General features: G+C 65.0%; 16 protein-coding genes. 7 read left to right on the forward strand and 9 right to left on the reverse strand.

Translation table 11 applies throughout. The features are described 5' to 3' along the window. Window positions 1-6: 6 nt before the first annotated feature. The 4 genes from ACM0O9_RS17405 to ACM0O9_RS17420 all read right to left on the reverse strand — a co-directional run bounded on the left by ACM0O9_RS17405 (window position 7) and on the right by ACM0O9_RS17420 (window position 4,792). The gene (locus ACM0O9_RS17405; protein ID WP_005416278.1) at window positions 7-984 is read right to left on the reverse strand and encodes an MsnO8 family LLM class oxidoreductase; all 978 of its coding nucleotides are present in this window, start codon (window positions 982-984) and stop codon (window positions 7-9) included. A 14-nt stretch (window positions 985-998) separates the two neighbouring features. Next, on the reverse strand, window positions 999-1,361 hold the full coding sequence (locus ACM0O9_RS17410; protein ID WP_065197036.1) for a DUF3088 family protein: 363 nt from the start codon (window positions 1,359-1,361) through the stop codon (window positions 999-1,001). Window positions 1,362-1,517: 156 nt separating this feature from the next. Continuing rightward, the gene (msuE, locus tag ACM0O9_RS17415) at window positions 1,518-2,099 is read right to left on the reverse strand and encodes an FMN reductase (protein ID WP_065177488.1); all 582 of its coding nucleotides are present in this window, start codon (window positions 2,097-2,099) and stop codon (window positions 1,518-1,520) included. Window positions 2,100-2,215: 116 nt separating this feature from the next. Continuing rightward, window positions 2,216-4,792, reverse strand: coding sequence for a TonB-dependent receptor plug domain-containing protein (locus ACM0O9_RS17420; RefSeq protein WP_262089684.1), 2,577 nt, complete (start codon window positions 4,790-4,792; stop codon window positions 2,216-2,218). A gap of 338 nt (window positions 4,793-5,130) precedes the next feature. Here ACM0O9_RS17420 and ACM0O9_RS17425 point away from each other — a divergent pair, with 338 nt between their 5' ends. From ACM0O9_RS17425 to ACM0O9_RS17435, 3 genes are all read left to right on the forward strand, one after another. Beyond that, window positions 5,131-6,132: a helix-turn-helix domain-containing protein gene (locus ACM0O9_RS17425; RefSeq protein ID WP_262089685.1), complete on the forward strand. Its 1,002-nt coding sequence runs from the start codon at window positions 5,131-5,133 to the stop codon at window positions 6,130-6,132. A gap of 95 nt (window positions 6,133-6,227) precedes the next feature. Continuing rightward, window positions 6,228-6,671, forward strand: coding sequence for a BLUF domain-containing protein (locus ACM0O9_RS17430; protein WP_088497288.1), 444 nt, complete (start codon window positions 6,228-6,230; stop codon window positions 6,669-6,671). A 148-nt stretch (window positions 6,672-6,819) separates the two neighbouring features. After that, complete coding sequence (locus tag ACM0O9_RS17435; protein WP_414603873.1) at window positions 6,820-7,236, forward strand: chemotaxis protein CheW; 417 nt, start codon at window positions 6,820-6,822, stop codon at window positions 7,234-7,236. Between the two features lie 11 nt (window positions 7,237-7,247). On the opposite strand, the gene ACM0O9_RS17440 is transcribed toward ACM0O9_RS17435, so the two are convergent. Both ACM0O9_RS17440 and ACM0O9_RS17445 read right to left on the reverse strand, forming a co-directional pair. Next, window positions 7,248-7,748: a hypothetical protein gene (locus tag ACM0O9_RS17440; protein ID WP_065177485.1), complete on the reverse strand. Its 501-nt coding sequence runs from the start codon at window positions 7,746-7,748 to the stop codon at window positions 7,248-7,250. A gap of 92 nt (window positions 7,749-7,840) precedes the next feature. Then, a complete protein-coding gene (locus ACM0O9_RS17445) occupies window positions 7,841-8,428 on the reverse strand; it encodes a TetR/AcrR family transcriptional regulator (protein WP_414603872.1) in 588 nt (195 codons plus the stop codon). A 234-nt stretch (window positions 8,429-8,662) separates the two neighbouring features. Here ACM0O9_RS17445 and ACM0O9_RS17450 point away from each other — a divergent pair, with 234 nt between their 5' ends. Genes ACM0O9_RS17450 through ACM0O9_RS17460 form a run of 3 tightly spaced genes read left to right on the forward strand, consistent with a single transcriptional unit; the run spans window position 8,663 to window position 9,905 of the window. Beyond that, window positions 8,663-9,118 (forward strand): SRPBCC family protein, encoded by a 456-nt coding sequence (locus ACM0O9_RS17450; RefSeq protein WP_414603871.1) that lies wholly within the window; start codon window positions 8,663-8,665, stop codon window positions 9,116-9,118. An 11-nt stretch (window positions 9,119-9,129) separates the two neighbouring features. Then, window positions 9,130-9,444: an ArsR/SmtB family transcription factor gene (locus ACM0O9_RS17455; RefSeq protein WP_005416268.1), complete on the forward strand. Its 315-nt coding sequence runs from the start codon at window positions 9,130-9,132 to the stop codon at window positions 9,442-9,444. A gap of 2 nt (window positions 9,445-9,446) precedes the next feature. Beyond that, window positions 9,447-9,905, forward strand: coding sequence for an SRPBCC family protein (locus tag ACM0O9_RS17460; protein ID WP_414603870.1), 459 nt, complete (start codon window positions 9,447-9,449; stop codon window positions 9,903-9,905). A gap of 53 nt (window positions 9,906-9,958) precedes the next feature. Here ACM0O9_RS17460 and ACM0O9_RS17465 read toward each other — a convergent pair whose 3' ends face one another. Continuing rightward, a complete protein-coding gene (locus tag ACM0O9_RS17465; RefSeq protein WP_414603869.1) occupies window positions 9,959-11,233 on the reverse strand; it encodes an alpha/beta hydrolase family protein in 1,275 nt (424 codons plus the stop codon). 202 nt (window positions 11,234-11,435) lie between these two features. Here ACM0O9_RS17465 and ACM0O9_RS17470 point away from each other — a divergent pair, with 202 nt between their 5' ends. Continuing rightward, entirely contained in the window at window positions 11,436-13,235 is a 1,800-nt protein-coding gene (locus tag ACM0O9_RS17470) for a hypothetical protein (protein WP_414603868.1), read from the forward strand. Window positions 13,236-13,447: 212 nt separating this feature from the next. Here ACM0O9_RS17470 and ACM0O9_RS17475 read toward each other — a convergent pair whose 3' ends face one another. Further along, window positions 13,448-14,230: a 3-hydroxybutyrate dehydrogenase gene (locus ACM0O9_RS17475; protein ID WP_414603867.1), complete on the reverse strand. Its 783-nt coding sequence runs from the start codon at window positions 14,228-14,230 to the stop codon at window positions 13,448-13,450. Window positions 14,231-14,313: 83 nt separating this feature from the next. Next, entirely contained in the window at window positions 14,314-14,793 is a 480-nt protein-coding gene (locus tag ACM0O9_RS17480) for a hypothetical protein (RefSeq protein ID WP_414603866.1), read from the reverse strand. Between the last annotated feature and the right edge of the window lie 65 nt (window positions 14,794-14,858).

Here is a 14,858-nt window from a genome sequence, read left to right on the forward strand (position 1 = left end):
TGCAGGTCAGGCCACCGCCGCGCGCGGCGCGGGCGACAGCAGTTCGAGGGATGTCAGGCGTGCGTCGAGGTCGGCCACCGGCGCGTCGAGGATGAACTCACCCACGCCGAAGCGTCGGTGCAGCGCATCCAGTTCGCCGCGTACCTGTTGCGCATCGCCGGACAGCACGCTTGGCCGTGTTTCCTCGATGCGGAAGTCCGCCACACCTACCTGGCGTGCATACTCGGCAGCTGCCTCGGGGCTGGGCAGGTTCACTGTCTGCCCCGGGCCAAGATGCAGCTTGTAGACGCGCAGCGCACCGATATGGCGTGCGGCTGCTTCGGCAGTCGGCGCGGCGAAGGCCACCGTGGCCAGCAACGGCGGTTGCGTGGAGACACCGCGGTAGGCGTCGAACGCGGCCTCGATGTGTTTCGGGTCGCCATCAAAGTGCGCGGCATACACGAAGCGCCAGCCGAGCTCGGCCGCCTGCTGCGCACTCTGCGGGCTGGCACCGAGCAGGAAGCGCTCCGGCGCCTGCTGTGGAATCGGGCGCGCCAGCGCCTCGGTTGCGGCACCGGACAGATAGCCCTCCAGGTCGCGCAGCTGCTGGTCGAAATCGGCGAATGCCGGGCGTCCCGCCGCCAGCGCGGCGGTCGATGCTGGCAGGCCACCGGGCGCCTTGCCCACGCCCAGATCCACGCGCCCCGGTGCCAACGCCGCCAGCAGGTTGAAGCTCTCGGCCACCTTGTACGGCGCATAGTGGCGCAGCATCACTCCGCCACTGCCGATGCGGATGCGACGGGTCTGCGCCAGCACCCAGGCGGCCAGCACTTCCGGCGCCGGGCTGGCAAGCGCCGGCGCGGCATGATGCTCGGCAAACCAGTACCGGTGATAGCCCAGCTGCTCGGCACGCTGCGCCAACTGCAGGCTGTTGCGCAGCGCCTGCTCTGGCGAGGCGCCTTCGGCCACCGGGCTCTTGTCCAAGACGCTGATCAGATAGCTCAAGGTCGTGTCCTCGCTCAGGGGTGGGCCACGGGAATGCCAAGCAATCCGTTCAGCGCAGCCAGGATCGGCTCGGCACCGGAGATGTACTGGCGGTCCTGATGCGCGCCACTGGCCAGCTCGCTGCGCACGCCCTGCGGCAGCACCAGCTTGGGCAACGACTGGTCCTGCTCGCCGATCTCGGCGATCACCTCGCGGCGTGGCCGCGCGAAACCAATGCGACGTACGTCCAGCTGCGCGTCGAGGCCGTCGATGCTCGACAGCGCCCCTTCCAGCAGCAGGCTGTGCCGGCAGAAGAAGCGCTGGCCAGGAATCTGGCCATCCTCGAACTCGCGGTCGAGCAGGAACAGGATGGGTTTGCTTGCTGCGTCCAACGCCACGGGAGTGTCCTCATCAGGGCCGGCAATGCGATGCCGCTTCGATTTCGATGCTAGGGATGCCGGTGCTTGCGGTGGCGGTGCCAGGCGACAATCGGCGGTCAGATCCGGCCACGCAGATGCGCCTTGGCCATATGCAAAGCGCCGCCGGTTATGGCATCAGGCGATGCGTCGCAGTGGCGCCGCTACCGCCAGCGCCTGCGTAGCCAGATGCCCGGCCGCACGCTCGGTCGCCAGCGCGATGCGGGCCTGCAACGCTGCACTGTTGAGGTGCTCGCCATCAAAGTCGGCCGGCGTGGCATACACCCCGATCGGCAGCGTGTGCGCCTGCAGGAAGCTGAACAACGGCCGCAACTGGTGGTCGATCACCAGTGCATGGCGCTCGCTGCCACCGGTCGCCGCCAGCAGCACCGGTGTATCCACCAGCGCCTCCAGCCCGATGAAGTCGACCAGGTGCTTGAACAGCCCCGGATACGACCCCCGATACACCGGCGCGGCCACCACCAGCAGCTCGGCCGCCTCGATCGTCTGCAGCGCCTGCTCCACCGCAGGCTCCGCCTCATCGCGCGACAACGACTGCCCCAGCGAGCGCGCGATCGGCGCCAGCTCCACCACCTCCACGCTGGCGTGCACCCGCTGCTGCAGCGACGCCAACAGGTGCCGCACCAGTAGCAACGTACGCGACGTCGCCGAACTGGTCGGCGACCCCACCACTGCAACCACCCTAAATGCAGAAGACATGAACTGCTCCTCGATGATGCCGAACTACCGCCGGCCGCCTTTCGCCTTGTGTAGAGCCGAGCCATGCTCGGCTGCTTTCGCCTTTGTGGAGTCGAGCCATGCTCGACTGCTCCAGATCAGAACCGGTAATTGATCCGCCCGTACCAGAACGTCCCGATCCGGCTCAGCACATCGCCCGAATCCCACGTCGTCTCGATGCTGGCCACATCGGTAGCACTGCGCGCGTACTCCGGCACCCTGCGCGTGCGCTTGTCAAACACGTTGTTGACGCCCAGCGCCGCGCTCCAGCCCGCACCCAGCTCCACCGCACCTGAAAGGTTGGTCACCAGCACCGGCGGCTGCCTGTATTCCACGCCGTTGTTCAGGCGCTTGATCGGGCCGTAGTAGGTGAAGTCGACATTCGAACGCCAGCGCCCGTTCTGCCAGCCCAAGCCCGCCACCTGGGTGTAGCTGGGCGTGCGGAAGCGCAGTGCGTACTCGCTGGATTTGGTCAGCAGGTTGATATTGGGCAGCCCCTGCAGCGCCGCCGGAATATCACTGACCTTCCGGATCGTGGTGCGGCCGACGTTGGCCGCATAGCTCCAGCGCAGCTTGCCCCACGCCGTTTCCTGGTTCGCTTCCAGGGTCAGCTCGACACCGCGTGTGCGGGTATTGCCCACATTGGTGAAGTAGCTGGCATAGAACGCATCACCCGGCAGGATGCTGATGCCGGCCGACCCCAGCAGTGCATCGATGGTGTTCTTCTGCGCTGCGCTCAGCACCGTGCCGCTGTTGTCGGTGATGCGCGCCGGATCCTGTGCGTTGTAGCCGATCTGGCTGGACTGACCGAGCTGGCCACGGATGTCGATCTGGTAGGCATCCACGGCCAGGTGGAACGCCGGGCTCGGGTCCCAGGTCACGCCCAGGCTGTAGTTGGTGGCCTTTTCCGGCTTCAGCGGTGTGGCACCCAACGCATTCGCCGCCGGCGAAGACACCTGTGCCACCAGCGTGGTGCCGCACGGGCAGCTGCCGGTGGCCTGGTAGAACTGCGCGCCCAGGCTGGGCGCATGGAAGCCGTTGCTGACCGTAGCGCGCACACCCAGCGCATCGGTGAAATCGAAGCGGGTGGTCAGGCGGCCGGTCGAGACACTGCCGAAGTCGGAATGGTCCTCCCAGCGCGCGGCCGCATCCAGATACCAACGTGAGGTGATGTTGGCGGCCGCACCCACATAGACCGCCTTGCTGTTGCGGGTGGCCTTCACTGCATCGGCGGTGGAGTAGCCCACGAACGCGGCGGCACCGAAGCCGATGTAGGACTCCCACTGCCCGGCGCCGCGTTCGTACTGTTCGTGCTGGTACTCGGCGCCGGCGCTCACTTCCAGCGGCGAAGCGAATGCCGCCACCTCGAAGCCACGGCGCAGGTCCAGGTTGGCGATGCCCTGCTGGTAGTCCAGCTTGCCATCATAGAAGTCAGTGGGCGAACCGGGGTACGGCAGCGAGTAGTTCACCGAATTGCGGGTATAGGTGCGTACCGTGCTGCGGTTGCCGGTCAGGCTGGCGTCGTAGTCCCAACCCGCGATCTGGCCTTTCACACCTGCGGTGCCGGTGTACTGCTTCTCCTTGGTTTCCAGCACTGGCAGGAAGCCATCGGGAAACACGCTCAGCACACCCGGCGCCTTGTAGGTGGTGAAGATGGTCGCCGGCAGGCGGAAATTCTGGATCGCCTGCGCGGTGCGATCACTGGCGGTGGCATTGGCGTAGAACTGCGCGCTCTCGCCCAGGCCATGGCCCACGTTCACCGCAAACGCCTTCAGCACATACGATGGCGAACTGAGGATGGTGTTGGCCTCGGCATCGCGGTTGGCCTCGGCCGGGTTCGGCGATGCGCCGGCCGGCAACCGGTTGTTCGGTCGCAGCGCGACCAGATTGCCGTTGGCATCTACCGCCGGATAGCTCAGGTAGCCATCGATGTAACGGCGGGTACGGATCGCGTGGTGCTGCCGCGTGGTCTCACCGGACAGGTTGACGAAGCCATCGGCGCCCCACGGCAGGCCCACGTTGGCACGCACGCTGGTGCGCGAGCCATCGCCATCAATGCTCTGCCCGCTTTCCACGGAAAGCTCGCCACCGTGTGCCTGCGATTTCAGGATCACGTTGACCACGCCGGTGATCGCGTCCGAACCATAGATGGCCGACGCGCCATCGCGCAGCACTTCCACATGGTCGATCGCCGAGACTGGAATCAACGCCAGGTCAGCCCAGGCATGGCCGGGGAAACCGCCGCCGTTGGCACCGCTCACATAGGCACTGGCATTGCGGCGCTTGCCGTTCACCAGCACCAGCGTGTAACCCGGCGAGAGATTGCGCAGCTGGTAGCCACGGATCAGGCTCTCCTGGTCGCTCTGGTAGCCACCGATCTGGCTCAGCGACGGCAGGCTGCGCTGCAACGCTTCCAGCAGGTTGGCCTGGCCGGTCGCAGCAAGGTCCTCTGCGGAAATCACATCGATCGGGGTGGAACTGTTCTTCACCGTGCGCGTGCTGGTGCGCGACCCGGTAACGACCACCGCATCCAGCGTGGACGCTGCCACGTTGGCCGTTGCAGCGGTGGCAGCAGGATCCGCATCGGCGTCAGCCGCATGGCCAGGCGATGCGGCCAGAACGCTGGCGATCAGGACGGCGAGAGTGTTCAGCACAGGGGCGTGGGCAGCAGGCATGGGGGCTCGTGGGGGTGGGCCGGAAACACGCTTCCATTCAAGGGCCTGTTCACCCACCGCGACAGGCGCGATCGCGTCACCCAGCCGTAACATCCGGCCACCCACATGACCGCTGGTAATGACGTTAGGTGGCCGCAACGGTGCGCTGCTGCCTGTAGAGCCGAGCCCACGTTCGGCTGCTCTTCGCGACGGCGTCAGATGCATCCACCCCGCCGGCACTGAACCGAGTGTGGGCGCGGGCCTACAGGAAGGGAGCGACCGCTCCATATGCCTGCCCGGCATCACCTCATGCCCTCGCACCACGCAGCGCCACGCGTCTGCATCCGTAGCATCAAGCCATGCCCAGCCCACCCGCCGATCCCACCGCACCGCTCGTCGCCATCGTTGCCTGCCACGGCCAGGGGCTGTTCGAATTCGGCTGCGCGGTAGGCCTGTTCGCGCCTGTGCGGCCGGAACTCGGCGTGGCCTGGTACCGCACCCAGCTGTGCGCGGGTGAACCCGGTGCACTGCGCATGCTCGGCAATGCACAGGTGCAGCTGCCCTACGATCTCAGCACTGTTGATGACGCCGACATCATCGTCATTCCCGGATGGCGCGAACCCAGCGAACGCCCGCCGCAGGCACTGCTCGATGCACTCGTCCGCGCCCACGCCCGTGGCGCACGCATCGCCTCGATCTGCTCTGGCGCCTTCGTGCTGGCCTGGGCCGGGCTGCTCGATGGCCTCCCGGCCACCACCCACTGGCGTCTCACCGAAGCGCTGGCACGCGACTTTCCGCGCATCGATGTGCGCGAAGACGTGCTGTACGTCGACACCGGCAACGTCATCACCTCGGCCGGCTCGGCCACCGGCATGGACATGATGCTGCACATGGTGCGCAAGGACTACGGCGCGCGCGTGGCCAACCTGGTGGCCGAGCGGCTGGTACTGGCGCCATGGCGTGATGCCGAACGCAGCCAGCGTGTCAGCCGCGCCATTCCGAATGGCGAGCCCTCGCGTCTGGCAAAACTGATGGAATGGATGCGCCGCAACCTGCGCGAGCCGCACTCGCTGGGCAGTCTTGCCGAGCAGGCCGCGCTCAGCCAGCGCACGCTGCAGCGGCAGTTCCTGGAAGCCACCGGCCTGTCACCCATCGACTGGCTGATCCGCGAGCGCGTGGCATTCGCCCGCGAGCTGCTGGAAACCACCGACCGGCCGCTGCAGTGGATTGCCGAGCAGGCCGGCTTTGGTTCGCAGGAGTCGTTCCGCCGGCACTTCCGCGGCCAGGTGGACGCCAGTCCTACCCAATACCGCAGCCAGCATCGCGGCGGAATTGGCGCGGATCGGTTGGTGGGCTGCTGATCCAACGCATCACTCCCCGGTGATGCGTGAGGAAAGGCTCACGGCAGGCTATGGCGACCCACGTATAGTGACGGGCGTCACAAGAAGCCCCTTCCATGCTCCACGCATTTGCCTACTCCAGCCACATGTCGGCTGGGCTTTCCGATGAAATGCTCCGGCAGATCGTGTCCCGCTCTGCCACGTTCAACCGTCGCGTGGACGTTACCGGAGCGCTGCTCGTCGACGGGCAGCGGTTTTTCCAGTACGTCGAAGGTCCGCCCGACGGCCTGGAGGCGGTCAAGCACCGCATCCATGACAGTCGCTCGCATGCTGCCGTCGTGCCGGTACTGGACATGGCCATCAGCGCGCGTGCTGTTCCCTATTGGGCCATGACCCGCATCGACACCGGGCAGGTCGTGGTGTCCGGCCTGGTCAATGCGCGATGGGACGAATTTGGCCATGCCGTTCCGGGCATGGATCAGCTCGTCGGCCTGCTGCGTCCGCACTTTCCGCGCATCGGCCCGCTCAGTGCGCACCATGCGTCCGTCGGATCCAGCTGAACCGCCGCCCTGCGCGCGTAGTCCCACGCGGCCGCGTGCTCCCTGCGCACGTCATCATTCAAGCCGCGTTACCCATCGTTCCTGCCAGATCCACAGCATGCCTGTACCTGCTCAACCTTCAACGGAAACACGTGCCTCGCCCGCCGAGTTGTTCGAGGTCGTCGTCCTGCGTGCAGGCACGGCCCTGTTCGCGATCGACGTACAGGTGGCCGTGGAAATACGCGGCCCCGAGACCTTCGGCCCTGCAGATCAGCATGGCAGGCGGAACCTGGAGGTACGGGGGCAGCCGTTGCCGGTGGCCGACCTGCGCAGGCTCAGCGGGCAACCGGCATTCGATGGCGGCAGCCCAGCCATGCTGTTGATCACCGCCGGCACCGCAACCCTGGCGCTGGCAGTAGATGAAGTGCTGGAAATCGAAACACCGGACGCATCTCCAGACGCAGCCTCGCCGGCGCAGGGTCGACCGTTCAACTTCTGCAGCCGACACGTTCGGGTGGATGCCACACGTTCGGCTGCGCTGATCGAACCGCAGTCGCTGCTGGCCGCGCTCGCGGTGCGGGACTAAGGCGCCTCTGCTCAAGGGCGCCTGCGAACCGGTTGAAACCGCATGCGCCAGCACTGCGCGGCAAAGCCGATCACAAACACCACCGCCAATCCCAGCAACGTGTGCAGCACCACCGGTGCCATCGGCGCCGCAGCAATCGGATGCGCTGCCGGCAACCGTGTCAGCGTTTCATTCACGCCTGGCACCAGCGACAGCAGGAAGCTGAAGGACAGCGCAAATGTCGACAGGTAAGGTGCTGCGCCACCCAGCCAGCGCAGCCGGGCCGCCAGCACGCCGCCGAACGCCACCAGCAGCACGATCACTCCGAATGCGTGGCCCGGGTTGATCCCGCCCGTACTGGAGACGGTGAACGACGTTGCCACCGACAGCACCAGCCCAAGCAGGTACAGCTTGCCGGAGCGTGTCGCGGGGTCGATCGCGCGATGGCGAATGAAGGCATACAGGCCGGCGAACACCGGTACAAGGCTGACGGCCGTATGGATCACGCCCAGCGTGGACAGAGAGTGCGACATGGAACATCTCCAAGGGTTGATTGAACCTACTAGTAGGTAGACTTCTAGATCAAAGAAAAGGCCTACGTTGCCGCAGGCCCAGCACACATCCATCAGGCAGCCGCGCTCACCCGCGCGATGGCCAACCGTGCCAGCGCAGCAAACTTCGCCGCATCGCCGAAACCGCGCGCGGCCAGCATCGCGCCATGCACCGAGGACATGAACGCTCTGGCCTCATCGGCCACCGGACCCTGCAGGCGCAGTTGACCCAGCGCCGCGCCCTTCTCCAGCGTCACCGTCAGCCACCCGCTCAGATCCTCGAAATGCCCGCGTACTTCTTCGGCAATCTCCGCAGGGATCATCGGCGCCTCGGCCGCCAGCATCGCGCAGATGCAGAACGAAGACGTGCCACCGGCAATACAGCTCGACCAGTAGTCCACATAAGCGTTGAGCTCCTGCAGCGGGTCGCCCAGCTGCCGGTCCAGCAGCGCCAGGCCTTCGCGCGCCTCGGCCCGGTACAGCTCAACCACCGTGCGCACCAGGTCCACCTTGCTGGGGAAATGGTGATGGATGCTGGCCTTGCTGATGTTCACCCGCGCCGACACGTCGGCGTAGCTGAAACCGTTGTAGCCACCGGCCTCCAGCAGCGAACGGGCGTGGGCCAGGATCTCCTGGGCTTTGGGCGAGAGCTGCTCCTTCATGCCGCCAACCTACTAGTAGGTTGAATCGCTGTCAACTCCCCGCAGCCGGGTGGGCAGCATCTGGTAGTGCCGGCCGCTGGCCGGCAACTGCACGCACCCAACTCCACCGGGATGCCGGCCAGCGGCCGGCACTACCCCATCCGGGCGTTCGTGGCCGGTTTTGACATGCAGGTATTTACCTGCATATAGTCCACTCAAGGGCGGCGCCTGCCGGCCCATGGCGAGGAACCTGCAATGGTGGATATCACACACCGCGTCGGCATCAAGGCCCCCGCTAGCCAGGTGTACCAGGCCTTGGCCACCCCCGAAGGAGTTGCCGGATGGTGGGCTGAGGATACCCATGGCGACCGCGAGGTTGGCGGCACCGTCAAGGTGCGTTTCACCAACAACGGCCAGGAAATCGGCGCCATGGAAATGAAGCTGGAACAGCTCATTCCCGGCGAGCTCGTGCTCTGGCAGTTCCTCGCCGGTCCTGCTGAATGGATAGGTACCCACGTGCGCTTCGCGCTGAAGCAGGAGGGCGACTACTGCATCGTCCTGTTCACCCACGAAGGCTGGAAGGAACGCGTCGAGTTCACCTCCCACTGCAGCACCAAGTGGGCGGTCTTCCTGCTGAGCCTGAAAGCCCTGCTGGAAACCGGCAAGGGCCAGCCCAACCCCCGCGACGTCAGGATCGACAACTGGAACTGAAGACGCCCCGCATGAATGCAGACAAGGTGTTCAAGGCACTGGCCGACCCCACGCGTAGAACGCTGCTGGACCTGCTCTGCGAAGACAACGGCCAGACCCTGGGCCAGCTGTGCGAGCACCTGGACATGGCCCGGCAATCGGTCACCCAGCACCTGGGCCTGCTGGAAGACGCCAACCTGATCAGCACCGTGCGCCGTGGCCGCGAGAAGCTGCACTTCATCAACCCGGTGCCGCTGCATGAAGTCTACGAACGCTGGGTACGCAAGTTCGAGCAGCAGCGCCTGAGCCTGCTGCATGACCTGAAACGAGAGCTGGAAGGAGAATGATGATGTCCGTTGAATCGACCCGCTTCATCCACGTGATCTATATCGCCTCCACGCCACAGAAGGTGTTCGAGGCCATCACCCGGCCCGAGATCGCCCGCCGCTACTGGGGCCATGAAAACGTCTCGGACTGGAAACCCGGCTCGCGCTGGCAGCACGTGCGCGCCAACGAAACGCGCTCGGTCGAACTGGTCGGCGAAGTGGTGGAAAGCAACCCGCCCTCGCGGCTGGTCATCACCTGGGCCGCCGCCTCGCAGGCCGACAATCCCGATGCCTACAGCCGGGTCACCTTCGAGATCGTGCACTACCAGGACATGGTGCGGCTGACCGTTACCCACGACGAGCTTGAACCCGGCAGTGGCATGGATACCGGCATCCGCCAGGGCTGGCCGATCGTGCTGTCGAGCCTGAAGTCGCTGCTGGAGACCGGCAAGGGATTGGATGTGTTTGCGAAGCCGCGCTGAGTCGTGCCGCTATCGGCGGCGGAGCGCCATCCGCCGCCTGCGCCACCATCCGCTCAATCGCTCACTGTGCGCGCGCGCCCGTATTGTCCGTGCACATCCTGCTTGATCCAATCCGCCAGTAGGCGCAGATAGCCGTCGGTGATCCGCGTCGACACGCGGTTGCCCTCGGCATCGGTGCGGAACTCGACCATGCCATGGTCGGTGTCGGGGAACAGGTAGGTCTCGATCGGCTGTCCTGACGCGCGCAGGCGCGACAGGATCGAACGCGTGGCGGCAATCGGCGCGGCGCGGTCCTGCTCGGCCAGCACCCATAGCAGCGGCACCTTCAAACGGCGCAGCGCAGCCTCGGCGTCGTAGTCCCAGATCAGCTCCAGGTTGTCGAAGCGCGCGCGACCGATCCGGCGCAGGTCAGCATCACTCATGCGCAGCATGTCACCGCTGTATTCGCCACTGATGGTCTTTGCCCACGGCGCGGCACCCACCTGCGCACGCACCTTCGCCAGCGCCTCGAAACCTTCACTGAAATGCGTGCGCATCAGCTGCGCGGTGGCCTCTGACAGCTGCCCGACCTGCGCCAACGCCGCCGCATCCAGCTGCATGCGCCGTGCCTCATCGAACAGCTGCTCGCGGTCCTCCTCGATGGGCGAGACCACCAGCCCGAAACCGATCGCCACGAAATCCGCCTGCGAACGCGTGGCCGCCAGCGGCGCGATCCAACCGCCCTGGCTGCCACCGAAGTAGCCGGCACGGCCGAAGCGGCCTTTGGCCAGATCACGCGCCTTCGCCAGCGCCGCCGCCGCGTCGTCTGCCAGCAGCTCGAAGTTCTGCGTGTACTCGCCTTCCGAATCGCCGGTGCCACGCTTCTGGTAGGCGAACACCGAGATTCCCTGCGCCACCAGCATGCGCTGGTAGATCGCCGCCACCGCCATCGTGCGTTCCGAGCCATGGACCAGCACCACCAGCGGCCGCTTGGGATCGGCCGGACCGGCGGGTTCGATCAACTGCCCGACCAGCTTGGTTCCTGCGCTGGTGAAAGTTGCATCGGTATCGCGGGTGGGCAGTCGCTGCCAGCGCTGCGTGGCCCCCGCAGGCGAGCTAACGCTGACCACATCGCCGCTGCAGCTCACCGGCGCGTCGGCATCGCCAGTGGCACCGCGCCGCCCGTCCAACATCAGATAGCGCTGTCCCGTGGCCGGTGCCGCGGCGGGTACGCCCAGCACCACGATGTTGCCCTGCCCGTCACCGTAGGCACTGACCGTGCACAGCTCGGCGGCTGCAGCCGGCGGCCCCGAAAAAAGCAATGACGACACCAACAACAGACGCTTCATCATGAATGCCTCCAATCCCTCGATCTCTACGTGCGCAATGCTCGGTCGTGACAAGCAACGTATCGTGCGCGACTTCAGAATCACCTCTCCGAAAAGGCCCTGTCCGGCCAGTTTCGTATACGTCAGATAGGCCCACCGCCGCGACGATGGGAGGCTGATGCATTCCCACAAGGCAAGTTGTTGCCGCTACCAACAGCCAAACATGACCAACTTCCGCATCAGCCTGGGCATCCTTGCCTCTCTCGCCATAGCACCTGCATACGCCAAGTTCCCGGACTGCCCTGGCCAGATCTGGATTCCAAGCCTACTGGAATTCAAGGAGCAACTGCCCGACACCCACCGCCCCGGTGATACCACCTGCAGGATTACAAAGTTCTCCAACGGCTTCGGCGGCTCGATGGACAGCGTTCGGCTGCCCGAGCGGCTTGCGCTGCTGAGAATCTCGAACGCCGTACCAGTCAAGGACCACGCATTGAAGATCTACGGCCCGATCCACGGTGTTCCCGGCGAGCCCCTGAAGTTGCCCAATTTCAGTTCCATCGATTTCTCGACGCGCAGTCCTGGGCAGGCCGCGTGGCTTGAAGACCACTTCGATGCCCAACTGCATGTCCCCAACCAGAACCACTGGCGGATCCCGCAGAACACGCAACTGGTTTCCATGGTGACGCTGCGGAACGGGAAACATGCGCGCGAGCTCGAGCTTCCCGGACGGGCCAAGGCCTATGACACCATCGCGATCCATAACCAGGCCACCTCCCCAACCGAGGTGCTGGGCGTGCAAACCGATTTTCCCAAACAGCGGCTTACCGTAATGCCAGGGCAGAGTGCACGTGCAGAATTCGACCCCGCCACAAACAAGTGGAACTGGGTACACGCGGAGTACTACATCAAGCAACGCCGAGAATGGATGGAGCGCATTTCCTCCCGATCCATCGTCGAGCTCTCGGATGGGGAATGGTATGACCTGCTGACGCTTCCACGTACGCGCGCCGACCGCGACCGGACCATCATTCGCTCCGATGCCAATTGGGAGTCGACCATCCGGCTCGACTACGGGCAGGTGCCTACCTACCCCCTGCGCAAGGGTGATGAGTACGAGTTCATCTTTTTGGCAGAGCTGAACCGCTGGCAGCTGCTTCGCCAATCAGCGCGGGAAGTCAAGTTCCACGAGCTCAGGAGCGGCAAGCTGGAGAACCCGTCCTCGTTGACCCGCGTTACAGTCGGCTCGCCCTACACCTCCTTCAGGACACTGACCCTGCCGCAGCCGAAGACTGGCCTGCGCGTGATCGTCGACAACACCGCCCTGTGGCCGATCGCGGTCGCCGGCGGAAAACTGCGCGAGACCGTGCGCCCTCGGGAACAGGTCGTGTTCCGGGTCGGCGACAAGGGGACATGGGAACGTGAGACCACCACGATTGATCTACTCTTCGTGGTCGACACCCAGGTTGAGCGGTTCGGTGGTCGCCAGGCGGCGCTTGCACACATGCAGGAGAATCTCAAGCTCGCAAATGAAGCGCTTGAGAACTCCGGTGCAACGTTCCGCTACCATCAGGTTCACGCATTGATGGACAAGTTCACCTTCCCAAATGTCGAATCGGGCAAAGTGGCCATCGATCTGGGGCGTGACCCGTATGTGACCTCCTTGCGGAAGCAGTTCAAGGCCGACGGCATCTACTACGCCGGTACGGTCAACAGCACCAACAGGCTCGCCTGCGGTGACGCGTTCCTGTCTCCGCTCGAGGGCATTTACTCCATCGCCTCGTCGCTGCTTTGCCCCACGACCACCCTTCGTCAGCAGCTGATCCAGGGCTTGGGCATGCCAAAGGCGCAGCCGCGTCAGCCCGTACCTGTCATCGGCTACGGCAACGAGGTGCCGTACTACCCGACCACGCACAAGGTCCTGCCTGGCGGTCGTCGTGCCTTCAATCCGGGCCAGGAAGGCTACCTGGACAAGATCAACGAGCGCGCCGAGATCATCGCTGGGTTCTCCGACCTGCTGTAAGCGCGGCCTGCCGCCCGGTTTGTCCGGGCGGCAGGCTCCAGCACCGCGCACACCCCGCTGCCCGTTCTCGCAGACCGCAGGCGACCGCTCACCCAGCCGCTGGAAAAGGGCGGCCAGCGCTTCGGCACGGCAGGCGTGTCGGTGGTGCTGTTTACCCTTCTGGTAACGCTGGTGGCGCTGCAGATGCTGCGGCGTATGGCGCAGCCAGCCAACTAGCGCGCCGTCCAGCCCCCATCCACCGGCAGTGCCGTGCCGGTGATCTGCGCCGCAGCGTCCGAGGCCAGGAACACCACCATTCCGCCCAGTTGCTCGGGCGTCACGAACTGCAGCGAAGGCTGCTTCTCGGCCAGCAGCGCGCGGGCAGCGGATTCCTGGTCCGTACCTCCCTTCTCCGCCAGTGCGGTGATCTGTTGCTCGACCAGCGCCGTCCGCACCCAGCCCGGGCAGATGGCGTTGGCGGTGATTCCGGTGCCCGCATTCTCCAGCGCGGTCACCTTGGTGAACCCCACCACGCCATGCTTGGCCGCCACATAGGCCGACTTGTTCACCGAGCCCACCAGGCCGTGTACCGACGCGATGTTAATGATGCGGCCAGCACCCTGTTGCTTCATGTGCGGCAAGGCCGCCGCCGTTGCATGGAACACCGCCGACAGGTTCAGCGCCAGGATCGCATCCCATTTTTCGACCGGGAATTCCTCGATCGATGCGGTGTGCTGGATGCCCGCGTTGTTCACCAGTATGTCGATGCGGTCCATCGTCGCCACGGCGTGGTCGATCATTGCGCGCACCGCCTCGCCCTTGGAAAGGTCGGCACCGTCATGCGCCACCCGTACACCGAACTCAGTTTCCAGTTGGGTACGGATGCGCTCGATTTCCGCTGCGTCGCCAAAGCCATTCAGCACGATGTCGGCGCCCTTCCGCGCCAGCGCCGTGGCAATGCCGAGACCGATACCACTGGTGGAGCCGGTGACTACCGCAACCTTTCCAGAGAACATGGGCGAGCTTCCATTGGGCGTAGGCCGCCAGTGTACCTACACGGGCCAACTCCCTTTAACTGGCGTCCCATGACGACCCACCGCTAGAAGCGGATGCCCGCCGGATCAACGGTCGCCAGCGGATTGGCCTTACGCACTGCCTCCAGGAACAGCAGGAAATCGCGGTTGAACAGCGTCAGGTTGTTGGTAAACGTCACGCACTTTCTGCCCGATGCTTTGCTGAAGCACACCTGCCAGACATAGCGCCCGTAGATCCTGTCGGACGTTCGTGTGACTGAGGTGATCTGCGAGAGCGGAACCGCCGTGGGCACTGGCCCACGCCGCAGGTAAAAGGACGCTGCATCAAAGAAGTAGTGCTCCCGATCTTCTTTCCCATCCACCATCACCAAGGTCATGGACCTGCCGGAAATCCGGCGCGGAGCATGCAAACGCAGCCCCGATTTCACGGACGAGCGAGCACTTGCTGCCATTCGCCGAAGGGTGAACCAGAGGATCACCAACGGAAGCGCCGCGAGCACAATGAAACCTACGGTCTTCAAAACAGTTTCCAGCGTGCTGGGCACACAGATCTCCAGGATGAACGTTCAGGCGATGCCCAAGTAGATCCACGCCATGCGTGGATGCTCTC

The organism is Stenotrophomonas sp. FR012, from assembly GCF_047520565.2.
Lineage (GTDB): Bacteria > Pseudomonadota > Gammaproteobacteria > Xanthomonadales > Xanthomonadaceae > Stenotrophomonas > Stenotrophomonas sepilia.